We start from the raw sequence: 17,755 nt of genomic DNA, 5'->3' as shown, positions 1-17,755 counted from the left end.
GGCCATTGCTCGGATCTCTGCGCAGTATCGTTCAGGAAGTAAATGCCGCCCGGAACCTCACCGCGGTGCTGGAAATCATTGTGCATCGCGTGCGGGAAATCATGCACACCCGCGTCTGCTCCGTATATCTGCGCGACAAGCAACACGGCAACTATGTCCTGATGGCCACCGATGGCCTCAACCCCAAAGCAGTTGGCCAGGTCCACCTGGCCCCCGGCGAGGGACTGGTGGGCAATGTAGTTACCCGCGAAGAGCCGATTAACCTGGAAAGGGCCGAAGCCCACCCCGCCTTCCAATATTTCCCCTCTACAGGAGAAGAGCGCTTCAGCGCCTTTCTCGGCACACCGATTATTCACCACCGCGCCGTACTGGGTGTCCTGGTTGTGCAGCAAGAAGAGAAGCGCCGCTTCGACGAGTGGGAGGAAGCTTTCCTGGTCACACTTTCGGCGCAGCTCGCCGGCGTTATCGCCCACGCCGAGGCCACCGGTCTTCTGGCCTGTATTGGCAAGCAACAACGGGAAACTCACTTCTCTGGCATTGCCGCATCCCCCGGTGTGGCTATCGGGCGGGTACATATTGTCACCCCGCATGCGAATCTCGGCACAGTGCCCTACTCCGAATGCGAGGATGTGGACACTGAACTGGCCCTGTTCCAACAGGCCCTGACCGCTGCCCAAGAAGAAATTCGCGAAGTCGGTGAGCGCCTGAAGAGCGACCTCAGCCCCGAGGAACGGGCGCTATTCGATGCCTATATCAGCATGTTGGATGACAGCTCCCTCGCCGTCGAGGTATGCGATCGCATCCAACAGCAGCTCAGTGCCCAGCGGGCCTGGGCCGAAGTTATGTTGGAACATGTGCGGCGCTTTGAAGCCATGTCCGACTCCTACTTTCGCGATAGGGCCGCCGATGTTCGCGACCTGGGCGCCCGAGTACTGATGCACCTGCGACAACAGCAACAGAGCGACCGGGACTTCCCCGATAACACCATCCTGATCGGCGAAGAGCTAACCGCAGCAGTATTGGCAGAAGTACCCAGGGAAAAGCTGATCGGAGCCGTATCCGTTAAAGGCTCCTCCAACAGCCATGTGGCTATTATTGCCCGAGCCATGGGACTGCCCGCTGTAATGGGAGTTCAGGACCTGCCCTACGAAACCATCGACGGTGTCGATATGGTGGTGGATGGCTACCGGGGCGATTTGCATATTCACCCCGGCGCAGAACTCAAGCGCCGGTACGACGATATTGTTGCAGAAGAGCAGCAACTGGCCCGCAACCTGGACCACCTGGCTCAACTCCCGGCAATCACCTCCGATGGCCATCGCATTCGCCTGATGGTAAATACCGGGCTGATGGCCGATGTTGTTCGCTCCCTGGAGCGCGGCGCTGAAGGAGTAGGACTTTTCCGTACCGAAGTACCTTTTCTATTGCGAGACCGTTTCCCCTCCGAGGAAGAGCAGCGGGAAATTTACCGGGAGCAACTGGAAGCCTTTGCCCCCCTGCCCGTCACCATGCGCACCTTGGATATCGGCGGCGATAAAGCACTGGCCTATTTCCCTATCGAGGAAACCAATCCCTTTCTGGGATGGCGCGGTATTCGCGTAACTCTCGACCACCCGGAAATATTCCTGGCGCAAGTGCGCGCCATGATGAAAGCCAGCCTGGGGCTAAATAACCTGCGAATTATGCTCCCCATGATCAGCGGCCTGAACGAGCTCGAAGCCGCGCGCAAACTGGTGGAAAGAGCCTACCGGGAGCTGCTTGAAGAAGGTTACGAAATTGTTATGCCCCCACTCGGGGTAATGGTAGAGGTACCCTCCGCCGTCTACCAAGTGCGGGAACTCGCCGTACATGCAGATTTTATATCGGTGGGTAGTAATGACCTCACTCAATATCTCCTGGCGGTGGATCGCAATAACAGCCGCGTAGCCAATATTTACCACGCCCTGCACCCGGCAGTCCTGCGCGCTTTGCAGGAAATCGTAACAGCGGCCCATGCCGTTGGTACCGAAGTAGGGATTTGCGGAGAACTAGCAGGAGAACCTAGCGGTGCATTGTTATTAGTAGCCATGGGCTACGATATGCTATCGATGAACGCAACTAACTTACCGCGAATAAAAGCTACGCTGCGTGCCGTTAGCCGAGCTGATATTGAGCAACTCCTGCAACAGGTTTTGCAGATGAATAGCCCCGAGCAAATTGAAAGTACCGTGAAAGGGTTTCTTAATGAGGCAGGGCTGAAGGTGTCTTTGCAGCCGTAAATGATGAGGTATTTAAATCTAAATTTACCCAATTTTATAAAGCCTGAGTTCAATATCTAACAACCAAACCGTTAGCCCCTCGCAACAGCAAGATATTTGCCCAAGCGATTAATGAAGAGCTATATCGCTCAACATTATTCTGACCTTCTAAATAACTTCTCAATGTTTCCTAATCCTTAAGCTACTTTTCAGAAATGGCAAGCTCACTTTATTTTTAAGCGTGTCAATGGCATAGCAGAATATCCCCCACCCAAAGAAAAAACAAATAACTACTAAATACGCGTGATACTCAATTAGTACACTCAAACTAAAAAAATATCTAATCCTTCACAACACTCAATCCTGAAGCCTTGGCCTCATCACACTTCTAAATTCCCGATAATTCTGACAAGTTAGTGAGTGCCAGCTCAGGTAATTATAATCATTTTGACCGTTATTTTTGAGCTTTACATAGAATGTATAAAAATACTATACAAATCAGTCAGTTATAAGTTGAGTTAAAAACCGGGATAGTAGTCAAAGTGATTATTTTTGTAGTTTGCACTTTAGCACCAAATACATCTAACCCTATGATTTTTATTTAAAATTTCCGTTATATCGGGGAAATTGATTCCGAAATAGTAATCATGATAAAAGTGGTCAGAATGATTACTATATAAATGTTAAAACATCCAATGATCGAATTCATACAATCCATCACTGAGAGTGAACTTAGGTTTATAGCGAAAAGTGACTACGGCACAGATGCTGACGATTACTATAAAAGCCTTAAAAGCATTATCTTCGCTCAGGGCTGCATCATGACAACTAGCCAAAGTTATGTTCCCGGAGAAGTGATATCTTTATGCTCAAACTATCCTACCGAAAGGCATGAGCGTGAGTTCACAATATGTAACTTGTTAGTGATCATTAATCGGGGTGTATTTCACCTTAAAGACTCTGACTTAGAGTCAAAGCTCGAGGCCAATAGAAGCCTCTATAGAAGTCTTGGAGCTAAGTACTCAGACCTCATACTTGGTGCATACAGGTGGTCTGGGTTTTAACAAAGCCGGGCAATTTACTCCGGGCCTACGGCCCTCCGCGGGACAGCGTACCTTGTGCACCTTTTGCGTAGGTCGCTGTGCTCCCAGTTTCGCGCAAAATGCGCACAAGGTAAGCTGCCCCTGCCGGCGGCGTTATAAATACCAAGGCGAAAGATGAAAATATTACTGACTATACTAGTACCCTTTTTTGCAGCAGTTTCTTGGGCCGGGTCCGCTAAAGTGCCCAATGGAGTTTGGCAGCCTTCGTACGCTTTTTTAGGGAAAATGCCGTGGAACAAAAATTACCTAATTGTTAACGATGGTCAAATAATAGTCGAGAGTCTGGGTTTACCTTCGGAAAAATATGAGTACGAGGCCTTGAGCGATGATGCCGATATAGTTATCAAGCTGTCTAACCCTAAGTTATGGAAGTTTAAACTGAACCCAAAATATGGCTGTGTAAAAAAGAATAAATATTCATACGACTCCAACTGTACCCAACAGGATCAACGGAAAGTATTCACGCTGCTTGAGTGTGAATCTACTGGAGAATGTAAAATACTAGATTCATATTTTAGTTTTGAGGATAAAGAGCTTGTTAAGTTGAGGCTGGAAAGTGAAAATTTATAACAAGGCGCTTAAATTTGCTCCGCCCCTGCGGGGCTCCGCCGGACACAAATGGCCGTGGTTCGTTTCACTCTACCACAGCCATTTGTGCCGTTTAGCTTGGCGTTATATTTAAGACTTACCCACGTTTAGTAGACACCCTGTATAGTTAGGTTTAGGCCTAACACGGAGGTGTATCATGGGTAAGAAAAGAACTCAGGCGTATACGGAGGAGTTCCGCAGAGAAGCAGTTAAGAGAGCGGAAAAGGCTGGAGCAACAACGGCTTCTGTGGCGCGAGAGCTAGGCGTCAGCGCACAGCAGATCTACAACTGGCGTCGTCAATTTAATCGACTGTCTGATAAGCAGTTCAATAGTTTAGACGGTGTCGACTATTCCAAACAGGAAAGCGCTGAAGTTCGCAAACTCAAGAAGGAGCTGCATGAAGCTCGTCAGGAGGTTGAGTTTCTAAAAAAGGCAGCTGCGTACTTTGCGAACCACCAAGAGTAAAGTACGCATTGATACAAGAGCATGTAGGGTCATTCCCGGTTAGTTTGATGTGTCGGTGTTTAGAAGTCTCAAGATCGGGTTATTATCGATGGCGGGGGCGATTGCCATCTGCTCGCACGATTAGAGAGATACGAACAATCGAGAAAATCCGAGAGACGTTTGTTGAGTTTAAAGGTCGTTATGGCGCGCCTAGAATTGCTTGCGAGCTTCAAGAGTTAGGTGAGCCATGCTCGCGGAACTACGTCGCTAAGCTTATGCAACAGGAACATATTAAAGCGAGAAACGGCAAAGGCTTTCGATATAGTCAGCCCGTAGAGGGGAGCATTAACGTCTCCGCCAACTTACTTAAGCGTTGCTTTGATGTGGATCGACCAAATTGCCGCTGGACCAGTGACATTACGTATATCTGGGTTCTGGATAGGTGGCTATACCTCGCGGTAGTTATGGATCTGTACTCTCGACGTATTGTAGGTTGGGCATTCGACTCGCAGATGACCGATGAATTGACACGTCGAGCATTGAAAATGGCCCTAGAGCGACGACCAATAAAGCCTGGACTGCTAGTTCACTCTGACAGGGGTGTGCAATATCGATCGCAGAAATACCAGGATCTCTTGTCCGAAAGTAAGTGCAAGCCGAGTATGAGTCGCCAGGCTAACTGTTGGGATAATGCGGCAATGGAATCATTCTTTAGCAGGCTAAAAGTCGAGCTGGTCTATGCCGGAACATTCGAAAGCGAAGAGCAAGCAAAATCTGAGGTGTTTGAATACATTGAGATTTTCTACAATAGGGTTCGTAGGCACTCTGCATTGGGCTATGTAAGTCCAGCAGAGTATGAACGAAAATACGCATAGTTAGAGTGTCTACTTTTTGTGGGCAAGACCAGTTTCATAAGGAGTTTATGTCTTGCAATTTAATGTGAAAGAAGTCTCGGCGGCATTATTTACTGTTATTACTGTCACGGCTGCCGCCACTTGGTATTTGCGTGGAGAGCAAATAGATGTTTTAAAGCAACAAATAGCCGCCTACGAAACGTCCGAAAAGCTAAACCTCATAGAGTTGTCAAAAAAGGCTGCTGATGCAGCCGACAAATTGTCTTTGCAACTTAACAAGCAAGAAGAGTTCGATAAACTAAATAGCGAAATATCACGATTAAAATTGAGTGTAATAGAAGAAAAAAATATTTCAGAGAAACGCTCAAAGGAAATCCAAGAGAAAAAGAAAGAAATCGACGTTCTTAAGGGGAGGATCGATGCCCTTTTCTCCAATCATCAGGAGTTTGACTTATACGAAGGCGATGTTAAAAAGCTATTCAGTGCAAAGTACATACTAAGCGTGACAACAGTCTACGATGATGATGCAAATATTGTATTTAACAATCAAAAATCCAACATGACTGTAGGGCAGTACATAAACCTGAAGCAGGGTGATCAAAGCTGCCGCCTATTTTTAGATAAAGTAAATAGCTATAAAAGCGTAAAATACAGTGTCCTATGTGAAAAAACATAACAAACACATCAAAAATCGCTCCACTTCGTTGCGCTGGACCTCCCTCTCGGTCGGCCTTTTATGTGGGTGTTATGTTTACTTATGAACAAAGTTCTTCTCGTGATTTTAAGTTTCCTCTCGGTTAGCTGTTTTGCTGTCGAAGAGCCCAATCCATGCCCTAGCCGAGTAGAAGGTACTGAGCATGGGTATAAAATGGATGTAGACGTTTACTCAATAAAAAGTGAATTTGATGGCGAGCTTTATTATGTGTCTATTTCCTTGCCTCAAAAATACAACTCAAGAGATTTGAGCAGTATTAATCTGTATAAAAAAGAACAAGGAAAGGTTAAGCTAGCGTCAGGGCTAGCCTTAGAAAAAGAAAGAGGTTTTTCCAAAGCATACTTTTACGCAGCTCCCTCTGAAATTGAAACACTAAGCATTAGCGCTGTATATTTTTCTTACTATGAGTGCCAAGGAAAGTTAGTTTGGGACACAATGAGAGGGTATGACCTACCTATAAACATAACAAGGCGGTCAATGTCGCCTTCGGCTGGACAGCCTTAAGCGTGGCTTCGCCACAAGGCTGCCCATTACCTTGTCGTTAAGCATCAGATCAAGTTATGAGCATCGAAAAGGAAGCGAGAGAGTTCAAAGAAAAAACAGGGATAGAACTTCCTGTATCTTTAGTTGAACTCTACAAAGAAAAAGGAAATGGAGGCTTTGGCCCTGATTGTGGAATGCTTGGAATAATTACCGGGCACAAAACAGACTTAGACGACTCGATCTTGAGCTTATATCAGAGTTTTTGCTCCGGTGATCCAGATGATCCGAACTGGGTGTGGCCAAAAGAACTGGTGCCCTTCATCCATGTTGGCTGTGCAATTCACTATTGTATCGATTCAACCAGTAGCGCAAGTAGCGTCATTGAGTTCGACCCCACTGACTATGCCTCAGAGGTTGGACCCAAAGATCATTTCAGAGAGGTTTGTCCTTCTTTTATGGAGTGGGTAGCTAGCAATGTGTAAATGCTTAACAAATCAATCAACTTCGCGCCTACGGCGCCGGACAGCTAAAAGCGTGGCTTCGCCACAACGCTGCCGGTTATTGAGGCGTTAAGCAATAAAGCTATGGCAAATATAAAATTAATTATTTCCAAATTTGAAATTGTGGCAGGATGCACTCTAATTCTTGTATCTGTGTTGGCGCATATCCATAGTTATACTTGCTTTTTATTTACAGAAGGATGCGGGATAGCCGAGGGACTGTACGCTTTATATGGCATTGTCTTCGGGTCGTCATTAACAGCCGCTGGTATCATGCTTCTTCACTTTTCAAAATGGCCTGCATGGCTAGGGCAGTTACTTCTAGTGTATGTTGCAATATTCTCGGTTACGGTGTAATAAATGCTTATTAAAGCGTGCTATGATCGCCCTTCGGGCTGGACTGCTAAAAGCGCTGCTTCGCAGCAACACGGCCCATTCACTCAGCGCTAAGCATCAAAAATGAAAATATACGGATATTCTAAGTCCTCAGGTGATGAACTACTGGAATTGGATGAGGTAACAATTTCGGCAAATCCAGAGTGTCTAAGATCTTTGGCTACTTTTTTGGTGCATTGTGCAGAAAGCATCATTAAAAAAGGCTGCTCCTGGGAGCATGAGCATTTCGAAGAGGGCGAATCTCCTCCTGTATTAGTAGTTCACAATCCAGATTCGGAGTAATTTATGCTTAAAAAGCTAATGAACTTCGCGCGCGAAGGGGGCGCGCCGGACAGTCTACGCTACGCTTCGGCTGCCGGTTATTAGAGCGTTAGGCATGTCGAGATATGAAGGTATTCCTAGATTGCAATATTATTCAGCACTCAGCGACAACATATCGCACTATGGATATATATTTTGGTGGAGCTAAGCCAGGTGAGCCATTGGTAAGAAAAGGACCAATTCAAACAATTAACAAGAAACCAGCAAAAAACCAAAAACTGAGGGCGGAAATTGATTGTTTGGAAGAGCTGGCATCTAAATTGAAAGCTCTCCGTGCCACTCTGATCATGGATTTTGATAATATCTATTCAGAGGTGCGTAGGGCGGGAAGATTTAGGAAAGAATTCTTTTATGGTAGCGACATCAAATACGCGGAGCGGCCGCCTGAATTTAATACGGTTCTAGGGGGTCCTAGCTGGTTAAATTCAGGGCCTACCGACAAGCAATTTCACAATTTCCTTCATAATCTGAAACACCCAAGATTCTTAGAGTTAGCGAAATTCTCTGGTGCATTACAAGGAAAGGATGCCAATTACAATCAGCTTGCAGATGCGTATTTCTTGTGGTGTGCAGAGATAAATGAGGCAGATTACTTTTTAACCTTGGATGCCAAATTAGAAAGGTCTATAAATCAGGCTAAAAGTCTAGTTTATAAACCAAATGTAATATCAGCTTCCCAATTATTAACCGAACTACAAAATGCCTAACAAGTGACTATGGTTACTCGTCAAGTTTTTAAGCCATACTTTCATCCCAATAGGTGTTATTTTTCACCATCGTATTCAGGATGGTAATCTGCTTTCTCATGCAGGCAATCAGAGCAACCTTTTTAGGTTTGCCAGCGTCGACTAATCGCTTATACATCGGCTTTAATTTGGGATGATGCTGAATGGCTGACATGATGGAGACAAACAAAACTGTTCGTACACGATGCCTTCCTCCTCGAATATATCTCTTTCCCTGGAAGCTGCCGCTATCACGGTTCATCGGAGCGATACCTACAAGTGCAGCGATTTCTTTACGGTTCAATTTTCCTAGTTCGGGAAGTTCACTCATCAGCGTATAAGCCAATACATTTCCGCCCCCTTTGGCACTCAACAATAGGTCGCGCCTTTGCCGCCACTCAGACACACTGTTAACCAGTTTATCCAGTTGCTTGTCGATACCTTGTAACTCTTTCTTGATGGTGTTTAGAATGGTCTGGATAGGTTTGTGTACTGATTTCGGCATCCTCTGAAGCCGATTCTTTTGCATTGTACTCATCTCTAAACACTGACTTCTTACAGCCAGTAAGTCACTGATCTCCCTAAGCTTTACTGGCTTTAGCTCCGATAGTCTTGGCTTCATGGCCTCACCAAAATGTGCAATATCCATTGCATCTAGCTTGTCAGTTTTGGCGAGGCGCCCTGCGGATTTAGCGAAGCTTCTTATCTGTGAAGGGTTGCAAACAACAACAGGTAATCCTGCTCTGTCAGCGGCGCAAACAAACTCTAATTCGAGTCTTCCTGTAGACTCTATTAATACTCTTTGAGGTTTAAGAGGTTGTAATTGTTTAATGGCATCCTTAATGCCATTTTTATCATTGGCAACACTAAAGAATTGGCCAGTAGGTCTCACATAAATATCGAGTTGTTTACTGCTGGTATCGATACCGACATTGATCTCTTGAGGTTCCATAAGATAAGCTATCTCCGCCTTGCTATTCGGGCTCGAGGCCCACATGACTATCCGAGTTATGCCTAGTGAGTGCTTATCACGTTCATACTTGTTATCGGTCTTTTACGAACCAGTCAAGCAGCGAACTGTGATAAACAAGGCCTTCGGTGGCCGCCGAAGGTGGGTCTCAATTTACCCGTTAACGAAAAGGATTTTCAACATCAGAATCAGACAAGAGCAATCATACAAAGCCAAGCACAATTGCCCAATGCAAAAAAACACATTGGGCTGGACCTCGCTGCGCTCGGCCTGTGTTGGCGGCGTTAGAAATCATCTGGTGATCCATGGCTAGGAAAAAGAAGAAAAAGAATGGAAAAAGTGAAGCTAAGGCTAAAATCCGGATAAGAAATCAGAGAGCATTGTTCAAGCTAAAAAATTCCACAGTTTCATGTCCAGCTTGTAACCTCCGTGTACCGTTTATTAGTATAGAAAGCCACTATGGCTTGAATCATCCTGGTGAGGTATTTAATCAGCAGGAATTAAGTTCTATCCCGTTTGCACCTGAAACAAAGGGTAAATCTAATCCAGGCTTCGGGCATCGTAGGCAAGGTGCCTGGCCGCTTTCTGGTGGGCTGCCAAGTTTAGGAAAAAAGAGATAGTGCCAAGTATTTCTAACAATCTCAGGCAGTATGCTACAGCCCTTCGGACCTCCGCGGGCGTTATAGCGCAAGAAAATAATGGATAACCTCGAGAAAATTAAAAAAATAATTCCCCTTTGGTACGCTCAAAAGGCGTGGGCAGAGGAGCTTTTGATTCGTGCATTTGATCTGGAAAAGGCAGAAGATATCCTCAAAAGCGAACACCGAGGGAGAAAATCTATCCCAGGCACAAACTGGATGTACGTGACCCATGGCATCGGTGTTGACGTGTACCGCACCGCTGATGTTGGAGGTATCGACTTCGATTTTGATAAGCCAGACCCAGACGAGTGGCGGTTGCGGTTATTTTTTGAAAAACAATATAACGAGGGCAACCTTCCTCTAGCAGAGTACCGAGAACTCTATGAAGACGAAGGTCTATTAAAGTGTTTTGTCGCCGAGGCACTAAAGTAGTGGGCTATAACAATGCGCTCAAATACGTTCCGGCCGCAAAAAGCGCGGCCTCCACCGGACAGGCTACGCGTTACTTCGCCTGCCGTTTAGCTTAGCGTTATGAGTAAGTGTAAAATGAAGAATGTCCTGATATTTCTATTGGTATTAATACTTCCCAAAATGGGTATGGCATGCTCTTGTTCAAATATTGAAGTCGAGGATTATTTGTCTTCGTGTGATTCTTTGTTTATCGCTCGGTTAGTAAAAGCAGAATATAAAGAATCTGATGAGTCAGGAGGCGAAATAAAGGGAAAATTTGGTGCCCCGATTGAAGTATTTCAAGGCGATCCTGGTAAAGTAAAAGGGCTTAAGATTGAGCATATGATTGGTTCGTCTTGTGACCAATATCCAACGATAGGTAGTAAATACTTAGTTTGTGGGAAAAATGAAAAAAAATATACCAGCTATAGCCATTGCTCTTATACAGTAGATCACGCGGAACACTATCGCCGAGATATATTAAAACAGCTAAGAGATAAAAACTTATAACAAGCCATTCAAGGCGGCAGCTGGCTGGGACGTTATGTATAGGAACATGAAGGCACTTATCATCTACTACATTAAGCACGTTCTGCTATTGGGAACGGTTGGCTTTGTAATGTTTCAGTGCATTGCTTGGCTACAGCTGGGGTGGTTTTGGGCTTCTGACAGCATAGAGGCTTGGCTCCTCTCCTTGGCTATCGTAGCGATATATCTATTGCTAGTTGGCTCTCCAATTATTTGGATTTCAAGTAAATTCAATCTAAAGGGATGGGCGGTACTTTTTTGTACCCTATCTGGGCCTTTGGCTGTAATTCTCTATATGCTTGTATTCAGCCATCGGCCGCCAAGCTTATATAATTACTTTGTCTGGCCCAGGAACATGCATCTGATATTTTTGATTATTGGTCTTTTGTTCGGCTTGTCACATATAAAGGCAAAAAATGCATAAGCAGTTTAAGCAGTACGGCTGTTACGCACCCCAGGCGCTTCTTGCCATGAGATTTCTCACTGTAACTCTTCTAGTCTTATGCACGCCGTTAATGGCTAAAACCTCTTGCGACAACGCAATACTAATCCCAGGAAAACAGATCTACCCTAGCAAGACTGCTGCAGGTGTAGACATACTCTCATCTGGCCCCTGTGAAGTTTATGTCTCTTTTGACCTTGAAAACTCAAAGCCTGTAAATATTGACACAAGTACAGCCACTGGCCGCTGTGCACTGTTCTATCGATCAGCGTCTAAACTCGTTGAAACAACGACATACGTTAAAGACTCAAATATTAAAGGCTGCAACACTAAAGTCATATATGTTGAAGGTGGTGGCACCTAAATCGGGTAGCCGGTAGTTTCTAGCTACCAGCCCCCACACCACCCATCGTGCGAGTCCGCAATGGGCGGTTCCCTATCCGTGATGAATCTCTTACCAATGATAGTATCAAGCAGATCTTCATCTGAGTTTAGTGTCACAGCTTTCCCCAGATATGAACGTGAACTTACACAATACACTGCATCATTTACTCTGCCCATTAGGTTACTTGGCTTCGGTATCCTTAGCTACCTCGCCTCCAGGCTAAGCTCTATATTATGTTTTTGTTCATCAGCTCATAGCTTTGCCAGCGGCTTCCTCACCACAAGACCTCACGGTGTTTCAGTTGCCTTTCGCTAGTAGTTAGCATTTAATGGAGCCCATTAAATGGTGATCTTTCTGCAGAGGACTTTCACCCCATTAGTCCGCAACCATGTTGGGCGTACCAAGTTTAGGTTGCGGAACCAGCTGACGCTGTTTCGCAAATAAAAACGTTAGGTCGTAGAATTCAAATGAGAAGTTAATAGTGAATAAAATTATTAAAGCAATAGTATTGTCCTCATCTCTCATCGCTACTGGTGCGGCATATGCCAACCAAGAGGCGCAGCAGCTTAGTATATGCCTCACAGACTCAATGAATGGTAAAGAAAGGAAAAATTTGGCCAAATGGATTTTTTTTGGCATGTCCTCGCATAGCTCGATCAAACCTTTTTCAAAGGTTACCGAGTCAGATATTGGAGATTCAAGTAAGTATGTTGGGGCATTAATTACCCGGCTTATAACTGAAGATTGCCCCAGTCAAGCTAAGGCGGCTTCAAAAGTACTGGGTTCAGCTGCCTTTGATCAAGCATTTAAGGTTGTTGGAGAAGTAGCAATGCAAGAACTAATGGCTGAGCCCTCAGTTGGTCAGTCGCTAGGAGCATTTGAGAAACACCTTGATAAAGAGAAATTTAACGCGGTATTTCAGTAGTGTATCCATTTTATCAGGGCAAGATCACACAAAAAGACTAGCGAATTTTCTGTCTGCGACTAAAGGCGTTATATCCAAGACTTACCCACATTTAGTAGACACCCTATATAGTTAGATTTAGCCCTAACACAAAGGTGCATCTAAATTACGTAAGGTAAGGAAAACTTTGAAACCAAAGCTCACGATATGTTGATAGTCACGTCTTACGGTGTTTAACATATCGATGAAATTTAACTAAAATGCAAAAGGATTTGCTTTGAATATTTTCAAAATTCTTCTTTCAATAATATTCATACTCATCAGCTCCACTGCTTCATCAAGCATAGTTAAGATGAAAATATCTGAACAACTATATATCTTAAGTGGAAAGGAATATGGCACTAATATCGGTTTAATAGCTGCAGAAAATGGCTTGATATTAATTGATCCGATGCCGGGAAATAATCACCTGACCGAATTAGACCAAGTAATTCAGTCGATCTACAATAAGCCTATCATTTTTATCTTAAATACACATGCACACTCTGATCACACTGGAGGCAATAAGTATTTTGAAAATAAAGGTGGAAAGCTAATAGAGGGTGACATTCCCCTGAAAGGGTTTACTCATATTAAAGTTGAGTCTCATTCATCGATTGACAATATATTTTATCATAAGGAGAGTAACGCAATATTTGTTGGTGATATTTTCGATACTAGCTGGCATCCCACATTTTATGCTGGTGGAGTTAAAGGCTTCAGCAGCGCAGTTGATACTATTTTAAATATGGGTGATGATCAAAGCTTAATCATACCCGGGCATGGTGTTACTGCCAATAAATCATCTCTAATTGAATTTAGAGAAAATACTTTTTCATGGATAAATAGAGTTCGAGAACTTTATCATAAAGAAGCAGATCTAGAGATAATAATAGCGGATACACAATTAAAGAGTATTTTACAGAAATTCAACGCGAGCGATAAAGCCACATTTATACCTAAAAAGGCTTACAAAAGATTCATAGAGAGAACAATCTCCGTGATAGATAATGAAGAGAGTTTGCAACAAGCTCATTGATAGGGTGAGCTTTAGCACCCATCTTTTGTTATTATTCTTCTGAGGAAGAGCCCTTCACTGTAAAACTTGTTAACTACAGGAGCCTACGCTCTATTGAAAGTCTTGGTATTTGATTTGAAGAAACTATTGATTTTTACCATCACACTCCTACTTGCACTTGCTGCATATTATCTTACTTTTACAGCCTTCTATGAGTCATGGTTCCCTTATTATTATGAGGAATATCTTTCGTACTTCTTCTTAGCTGGACTAGCAATAGTTGTATTATTACCATTCGCCATTGCAGCCACTTCAGGCCAAAAAAATGGCCTGGGTTATCTTTCTAAGTACGCCAATTCAGCAACGAAGGTTCATTTAGCTGTAGTTATCTTATCTATGTTAATTTTTGCTTATATGATGTCCAATGGCGTTTTACTAAATGAGGCCGGTGTTTATCAAGTAGTACCATCAGGTGAATAGACGTAACTAGCAACGGCACCTGGCACCAATACCGCAGCTCTGCTAAGGTTTTGATGCCGATGCTTTGAGTGTTCCACAATTAGGGTCATGTTCTCAACAGTTTCTATTCCCCTGCACCCTTCCCTTCTGGACACGTATGTAAATTTCTTCACGGTGAACTGGAAGTGATCTGGGAGCCTGTATTCCTATCTTTACCTGATTTCCCTTAACTTCCAACACTGTGATTGAGACATTGGCTCCGATCCTTAGGTTTTCACCAGTTCTGCGCTTTAAGATCAACATATTTCTATTCTCTGCTTTTCAAACCATGGGTAGACTTTTTATTGATGGACGGCTGAGAAACTAATCTGTTGAAGAATGCAGGGGGAGCGCGTGAACGATAGGCATAGAAGAAGAAAAGGCGGACGCAACGCTGCCAGAGCTTGGAGAGTCTCTCCAAGCCGCTGGATGTACTCCACTTTATTGAAGACGAGCGGGTTTCTAGCGTATGATCCATATAGCCATTTTGATAGTCTAGTTATCAATTTGGTTAGCTGGCCCCTGGTGTTCCCGCACCTTGGGTCAGCGCCTTTTACTTACTCTTACGTCACGCTACCGTTCTCCTTTGAGAGGGTGAATCTTTTATAAAAATCTTATTCTATTGAGTTTCTTTGGTTATAGGCCTTCAAAAAGCGTCCTATTTACGACCAAAATACCAATAAATGTCCATCGATTTTACGCAGATTTGACACTGAAACAAACTTAATAAATTTCAATAAGATCATTTTTGTGCCTATTTTTTGTAAGTTACCGCCTTGGAAAATATCGGCTTATGTAGAAAATGGCCAATCGTATTGGCAATCTTTAATGGCCTTTACGTTAGAACCTCAAGGCACAAGACAATCAAAAATAAATACGTAAACGTACTCCTCATTTCAAAAGAGAAAGGCTAAGTATCTTCTAAGTATTGGATATATTGCCGTGGGTTTTATGCGACTTACCCATTGGCATTCGCACTCTGATTTTCAGCCAGTAATTTAGGAGAGATATCCTGCATGATCGTACCTATTTAAAAGTTCAATGTCCCTGAAAACTCATTAATTACTCTTCTCAAGCCGTATATTTTGGCTGGGTGCTACTTATGATACATTCTGATATTAAAAATATTTCAGCAAGCACCCTAACCTGTTGATTTATAACATTTTTTTTTAAAAGATGGCTCAATGCGAATATACTGTACGCGAGATATGGCCACTGGAATATTCTTCAATCGATACTGGTTAGTATACTAGTGGGTATCTTTCCCTGATTTGAGTCATTTTCCATTCTCTGTGCATGCTGATAAGTGATATGATTTTGTCCATTTTCGAATATACGAATAGACCAGCCAAGGAGAGTAAATGGTCAGTCAGAGAATTAACTATTTGCAGGTAGCAGGGATACTCACAGTGTTGGCTGCTTTAGTTCATATCGGGTGTATAGTATTTGGTGGTGATTGGTATCGGTTTCTCGGTGCCGGTGAGCATATGGCTCAACTAGCTGAAAGTGGCCACCCCTACCCAACTATTGTAACTAGCGTAATTTCAGCCGTTCTACTGCTTTGGGCTAGCTACGCTTTTTCTGGGGCGGGTTTAATTATTAGGTTACCGCTGATTCGGCTTGGCCTGATACTAATCTCAACGATATTTTTGGCTCGTGCGCTGGGTTTTTATTTCATAATGCCAGCCTTCCCAGATAATTCGCTAACTTTCTGGCTAACCAGCTCAGGCATATGTTTAATTCTCGGCTTAACCTATTCGCTTGGCTTAATACAGAGATGGAACCTAATTGGCGGAAAGGCCTAACAATGGGTGTGTTACTAGAAAATTTTATTCGTGAAGAACTCTCCGAGCGCTTGATTGGGCGTATTGAAGCGACTGTTGAAGAAGCTAAGCTTAACCCATCGATAGCTTTTAGAGAGTTTAATGGAAATGTTTATGACCTTGTATTTAATTTTGAAAAATCAGAAGTAAGTGTAAATAGTGTCTTAGATGCTAGTTCAACCGGCACTGAGAACTTGTCAATAGAAGTATTTTTATTAGCAATAGGGTCCAATCTTAATTGTTACGTAAATTTGTAAAACTTAAACTTCTAGTTCTTATAGCATGTACCGCTTTAATTATAAGTTGTGGTGAAAACGCGTGCACAGCACAATCTGATAAAGTGGTCGCAGCAAAGCGTTTGACTAATGAACAGTTAACATCTCTCTATCATTCATCACTAGAGCTTATGGATAGCTCTGAAAATATAATACTTACAGGCGATCAGATTCCGGCTATATTTTCAAATACAATTAGTCCAACTCTTATTCGGGTGAAGTCGAAATCTATCTGGCTGTACCTAGAGGCATGTAGCTTTGACAATAAAGTGGTTATCTTTATTAATGCTCCATCTGTGCTCAGTAGGGGTAATATCACAATAAGGTGGGGAGAAGGCCCAACCACACAATCTATTGAGCTTTGGCATCAAGTGTAACAGGTAAGAGTATTATCTTTCCCTATATCATTAAAGATTATGATTAAGAAATTGATATTAGCATTTGTGAGCAGCATAGCTATTGGCTGTTCCACAGTAGTTACAGAATATATTGAGCGGTCTAATAGCTTTGATTTTAAAGAGATTGTTTCTTTCGATAATATTGAAACTTATGGGTTTAAGAACAACCGGTATTGCTCTACAGAGCATAAAGTATGCACAAACTATCTTCTAGGGGAGCCACTTGAAAACAAGAAGCTTCGCTATACGGTTTCCCTGGAATCATTTAGCGGTGCGGAAAGCACTGTTAGTTTAGACATTTTAAAAAGCTCACTACCTGAATTACATTCAGGAACAGTTGTTCATATACATGGTTTTAGGGCATCTAAAGAGTTTATGCTGAATTCGGCTCTGTACTTCAGAATGTTAGGCTTTAGAGTTATAGTCCCTGACTTATTAGGGCATGGTGAGTCTGATGAGGATAAAGAATACGGTGTTGGTGATAGTAAAATAGTCAACGAAATTATCAACAAATATGAAAATAAAACCCTGTATATTGTTGGTAACTCTATGGGTGGTACAACTGCAATGCACATTTCTACTTTAAGAAATGACATTGATGGAATAATACTACAAGCTCCAATGCTTCGATTTGATAAGGCAGCTTTAAATTATACTAAAGCTAACTTTCCGAGTATGACAATGCTTTTCTCAGAGGAAAGCATCAAGCAAGGAGCGTTAGATAGTTTAGTTAGAGCCGATATCACCCTTGAGCAGACGGACATTAAGCCAATTATTGGATCTTCTAGTGTACCTATAATTATTTTTGCATCATCTTCAGATCCTATTGCTCCACACAGAAGCTATAGCAATCTAGCATCGAATGGTGTTTCAATTGTAAAAGTTGACGACCGAAACCACCCAAGTATGTCAATAATTGGTGACAATGAAAGTCGGGAGTTAATTCACTGGTTTGGTAAGCTAACACACAAATCCAAGTGATGCTTACAATCTGACTGACTTATTAATAAGATTCTT

20 protein-coding genes are annotated in these 17,755 nt (G+C 43.2%); 18 read left to right on the top strand and 2 right to left on the bottom strand.

What is annotated here, in order from left to right; genetic code table 11:
* Positions 1 to 5 precede the first annotated feature (5 nt).
* The 9 genes from ptsP to ACYX4J_RS00910 all read left to right on the top strand — a co-directional run bounded on the left by ptsP (position 6) and on the right by ACYX4J_RS00910 (position 8,349).
* Complete coding sequence (ptsP, locus tag ACYX4J_RS00950) at positions 6 to 2,258, top strand: phosphoenolpyruvate--protein phosphotransferase (RefSeq protein WP_475709249.1); 2,253 nt, start codon at positions 6 to 8, stop codon at positions 2,256 to 2,258.
* 1,196 nt (positions 2,259 to 3,454) lie between these two features.
* Positions 3,455 to 3,910, top strand: coding sequence for a hypothetical protein (locus tag ACYX4J_RS00945; RefSeq protein ID WP_476177670.1), 456 nt, complete (start codon positions 3,455 to 3,457; stop codon positions 3,908 to 3,910).
* A 175-nt stretch (positions 3,911 to 4,085) separates the two neighbouring features.
* Positions 4,086 to 4,394 (top strand): transposase, encoded by a 309-nt coding sequence (locus tag ACYX4J_RS00940; RefSeq protein WP_282933834.1) that lies wholly within the window; start codon positions 4,086 to 4,088, stop codon positions 4,392 to 4,394.
* Between the two features lie 8 nt (positions 4,395 to 4,402).
* Positions 4,403 to 5,248, top strand: coding sequence for an IS3 family transposase (locus ACYX4J_RS00935; protein WP_282933833.1), 846 nt, complete (start codon positions 4,403 to 4,405; stop codon positions 5,246 to 5,248).
* A gap of 52 nt (positions 5,249 to 5,300) precedes the next feature.
* Positions 5,301 to 5,903, top strand: a complete 603-nt coding sequence (locus ACYX4J_RS00930) for a hypothetical protein (RefSeq protein ID WP_475709243.1) — start codon at positions 5,301 to 5,303, stop codon at positions 5,901 to 5,903.
* 81 nt (positions 5,904 to 5,984) lie between these two features.
* Entirely contained in the window at positions 5,985 to 6,446 is a 462-nt protein-coding gene (locus tag ACYX4J_RS00925; RefSeq protein ID WP_475709242.1) for a hypothetical protein, read from the top strand.
* 56 nt (positions 6,447 to 6,502) lie between these two features.
* The gene (locus ACYX4J_RS00920) at positions 6,503 to 6,907 is read left to right on the top strand and encodes an SMI1/KNR4 family protein (protein WP_444896463.1); all 405 of its coding nucleotides are present in this window, start codon (positions 6,503 to 6,505) and stop codon (positions 6,905 to 6,907) included.
* Positions 6,908 to 7,384: 477 nt separating this feature from the next.
* Entirely contained in the window at positions 7,385 to 7,603 is a 219-nt protein-coding gene (locus ACYX4J_RS00915; protein WP_475709241.1) for an Imm32 family immunity protein, read from the top strand.
* Between the two features lie 104 nt (positions 7,604 to 7,707).
* Positions 7,708 to 8,349, top strand: coding sequence for a hypothetical protein (locus ACYX4J_RS00910; RefSeq protein WP_476177669.1), 642 nt, complete (start codon positions 7,708 to 7,710; stop codon positions 8,347 to 8,349).
* Between the two features lie 28 nt (positions 8,350 to 8,377).
* Here the strand turns inward: ACYX4J_RS00910 and ACYX4J_RS00905 are convergent, their stop codons facing one another.
* Positions 8,378 to 9,319, bottom strand: coding sequence for an IS110 family RNA-guided transposase (locus tag ACYX4J_RS00905; protein ID WP_476177668.1), 942 nt, complete (start codon positions 9,317 to 9,319; stop codon positions 8,378 to 8,380).
* Between the two features lie 323 nt (positions 9,320 to 9,642).
* On the opposite strand from ACYX4J_RS00905, the gene ACYX4J_RS00900 reads away from it, so the two are divergent.
* The 7 genes from ACYX4J_RS00900 to ACYX4J_RS00870 all read left to right on the top strand — a co-directional run bounded on the left by ACYX4J_RS00900 (position 9,643) and on the right by ACYX4J_RS00870 (position 14,224).
* Entirely contained in the window at positions 9,643 to 9,957 is a 315-nt protein-coding gene (locus ACYX4J_RS00900; protein WP_475709240.1) for a hypothetical protein, read from the top strand.
* 78 nt (positions 9,958 to 10,035) lie between these two features.
* A complete protein-coding gene (locus tag ACYX4J_RS00895; RefSeq protein WP_444940560.1) occupies positions 10,036 to 10,410 on the top strand; it encodes a DUF6896 domain-containing protein in 375 nt (124 codons plus the stop codon).
* A 114-nt stretch (positions 10,411 to 10,524) separates the two neighbouring features.
* Positions 10,525 to 10,938: a hypothetical protein gene (locus tag ACYX4J_RS00890; RefSeq protein WP_444918418.1), complete on the top strand. Its 414-nt coding sequence runs from the start codon at positions 10,525 to 10,527 to the stop codon at positions 10,936 to 10,938.
* A 434-nt stretch (positions 10,939 to 11,372) separates the two neighbouring features.
* Positions 11,373 to 11,762, top strand: coding sequence for a hypothetical protein (locus ACYX4J_RS00885; RefSeq protein ID WP_475709239.1), 390 nt, complete (start codon positions 11,373 to 11,375; stop codon positions 11,760 to 11,762).
* 502 nt (positions 11,763 to 12,264) lie between these two features.
* The gene (locus tag ACYX4J_RS00880; protein ID WP_476177667.1) at positions 12,265 to 12,708 is read left to right on the top strand and encodes a hypothetical protein; all 444 of its coding nucleotides are present in this window, start codon (positions 12,265 to 12,267) and stop codon (positions 12,706 to 12,708) included.
* Positions 12,709 to 13,039: 331 nt separating this feature from the next.
* Positions 13,040 to 13,765, top strand: a complete 726-nt coding sequence (locus ACYX4J_RS00875; protein WP_475709237.1) for an MBL fold metallo-hydrolase — start codon at positions 13,040 to 13,042, stop codon at positions 13,763 to 13,765.
* 114 nt (positions 13,766 to 13,879) lie between these two features.
* Complete coding sequence (locus tag ACYX4J_RS00870; RefSeq protein ID WP_476177666.1) at positions 13,880 to 14,224, top strand: hypothetical protein; 345 nt, start codon at positions 13,880 to 13,882, stop codon at positions 14,222 to 14,224.
* Positions 14,225 to 14,317: 93 nt separating this feature from the next.
* Here the strand turns inward: ACYX4J_RS00870 and csrA are convergent, their stop codons facing one another.
* A complete protein-coding gene (gene csrA, locus ACYX4J_RS00865; protein WP_444895861.1) occupies positions 14,318 to 14,506 on the bottom strand; it encodes a carbon storage regulator CsrA in 189 nt (62 codons plus the stop codon).
* A gap of 1,543 nt (positions 14,507 to 16,049) precedes the next feature.
* On the opposite strand from csrA, the gene ACYX4J_RS00860 reads away from it, so the two are divergent.
* Together ACYX4J_RS00860 and ACYX4J_RS00855 are read left to right on the top strand one after the other, a co-directional pair.
* Positions 16,050 to 16,322 carry a hypothetical protein gene (locus ACYX4J_RS00860; protein WP_475709234.1) on the top strand — a complete coding sequence of 91 codons (273 nt, stop codon included), beginning with the start codon at positions 16,050 to 16,052 and terminating at the stop codon, positions 16,320 to 16,322.
* 434 nt (positions 16,323 to 16,756) lie between these two features.
* A complete protein-coding gene (locus ACYX4J_RS00855) occupies positions 16,757 to 17,719 on the top strand; it encodes an alpha/beta hydrolase (RefSeq protein WP_476177665.1) in 963 nt (320 codons plus the stop codon).
* Positions 17,720 to 17,755 lie beyond the last annotated feature (36 nt).

Source organism: Microbulbifer sp. ABM4_008 (assembly GCF_056311705.1).
The sequence above is the reverse complement of the archived record's forward strand: the minus strand, read 5'-3'. Positions and strand labels throughout refer to the sequence as shown.

Bases quoted from the DNA above. Each gene is read 5' to 3' on its own strand.
- ACYX4J_RS00945 (WP_476177670.1), top strand. From the start codon at position 3,455: ATGAAAATATTACTGACTATACTAGTACCCTTTTTTGCAGCAGTTTCT.
- ACYX4J_RS00940 (WP_282933834.1), top strand. From the start codon at position 4,086: ATGGGTAAGAAAAGAACTCAGGCGTATACGGAGGAGTTCCGCAGAGAA.
- ACYX4J_RS00925 (WP_475709242.1), top strand. From the start codon at position 5,985: ATGAACAAAGTTCTTCTCGTGATTTTAAGTTTCCTCTCGGTTAGCTGT.
- ACYX4J_RS00920 (WP_444896463.1), top strand. From the start codon at position 6,503: ATGAGCATCGAAAAGGAAGCGAGAGAGTTCAAAGAAAAAACAGGGATA.
- ACYX4J_RS00915 (WP_475709241.1), top strand. From the start codon at position 7,385: ATGAAAATATACGGATATTCTAAGTCCTCAGGTGATGAACTACTGGAA.
- ACYX4J_RS00910 (WP_476177669.1), top strand. From the start codon at position 7,708: ATGAAGGTATTCCTAGATTGCAATATTATTCAGCACTCAGCGACAACA.
- ACYX4J_RS00905 (WP_476177668.1), bottom strand. From the start codon at position 9,319: ATGGAACCTCAAGAGATCAATGTCGGTATCGATACCAGCAGTAAACAA.
- ACYX4J_RS00900 (WP_475709240.1), top strand. From the start codon at position 9,643: ATGGCTAGGAAAAAGAAGAAAAAGAATGGAAAAAGTGAAGCTAAGGCT.
- ACYX4J_RS00895 (WP_444940560.1), top strand. From the start codon at position 10,036: ATGGATAACCTCGAGAAAATTAAAAAAATAATTCCCCTTTGGTACGCT.
- ACYX4J_RS00890 (WP_444918418.1), top strand. From the start codon at position 10,525: ATGAAGAATGTCCTGATATTTCTATTGGTATTAATACTTCCCAAAATG.
- ACYX4J_RS00885 (WP_475709239.1), top strand. From the start codon at position 11,373: ATGCATAAGCAGTTTAAGCAGTACGGCTGTTACGCACCCCAGGCGCTT.
- ACYX4J_RS00875 (WP_475709237.1), top strand. From the start codon at position 13,040: ATGAAAATATCTGAACAACTATATATCTTAAGTGGAAAGGAATATGGC.
- csrA (WP_444895861.1), bottom strand. From the start codon at position 14,506: ATGTTGATCTTAAAGCGCAGAACTGGTGAAAACCTAAGGATCGGAGCC.
- ACYX4J_RS00860 (WP_475709234.1), top strand. From the start codon at position 16,050: ATGGGTGTGTTACTAGAAAATTTTATTCGTGAAGAACTCTCCGAGCGC.
- ACYX4J_RS00855 (WP_476177665.1), top strand. From the start codon at position 16,757: ATGATTAAGAAATTGATATTAGCATTTGTGAGCAGCATAGCTATTGGC.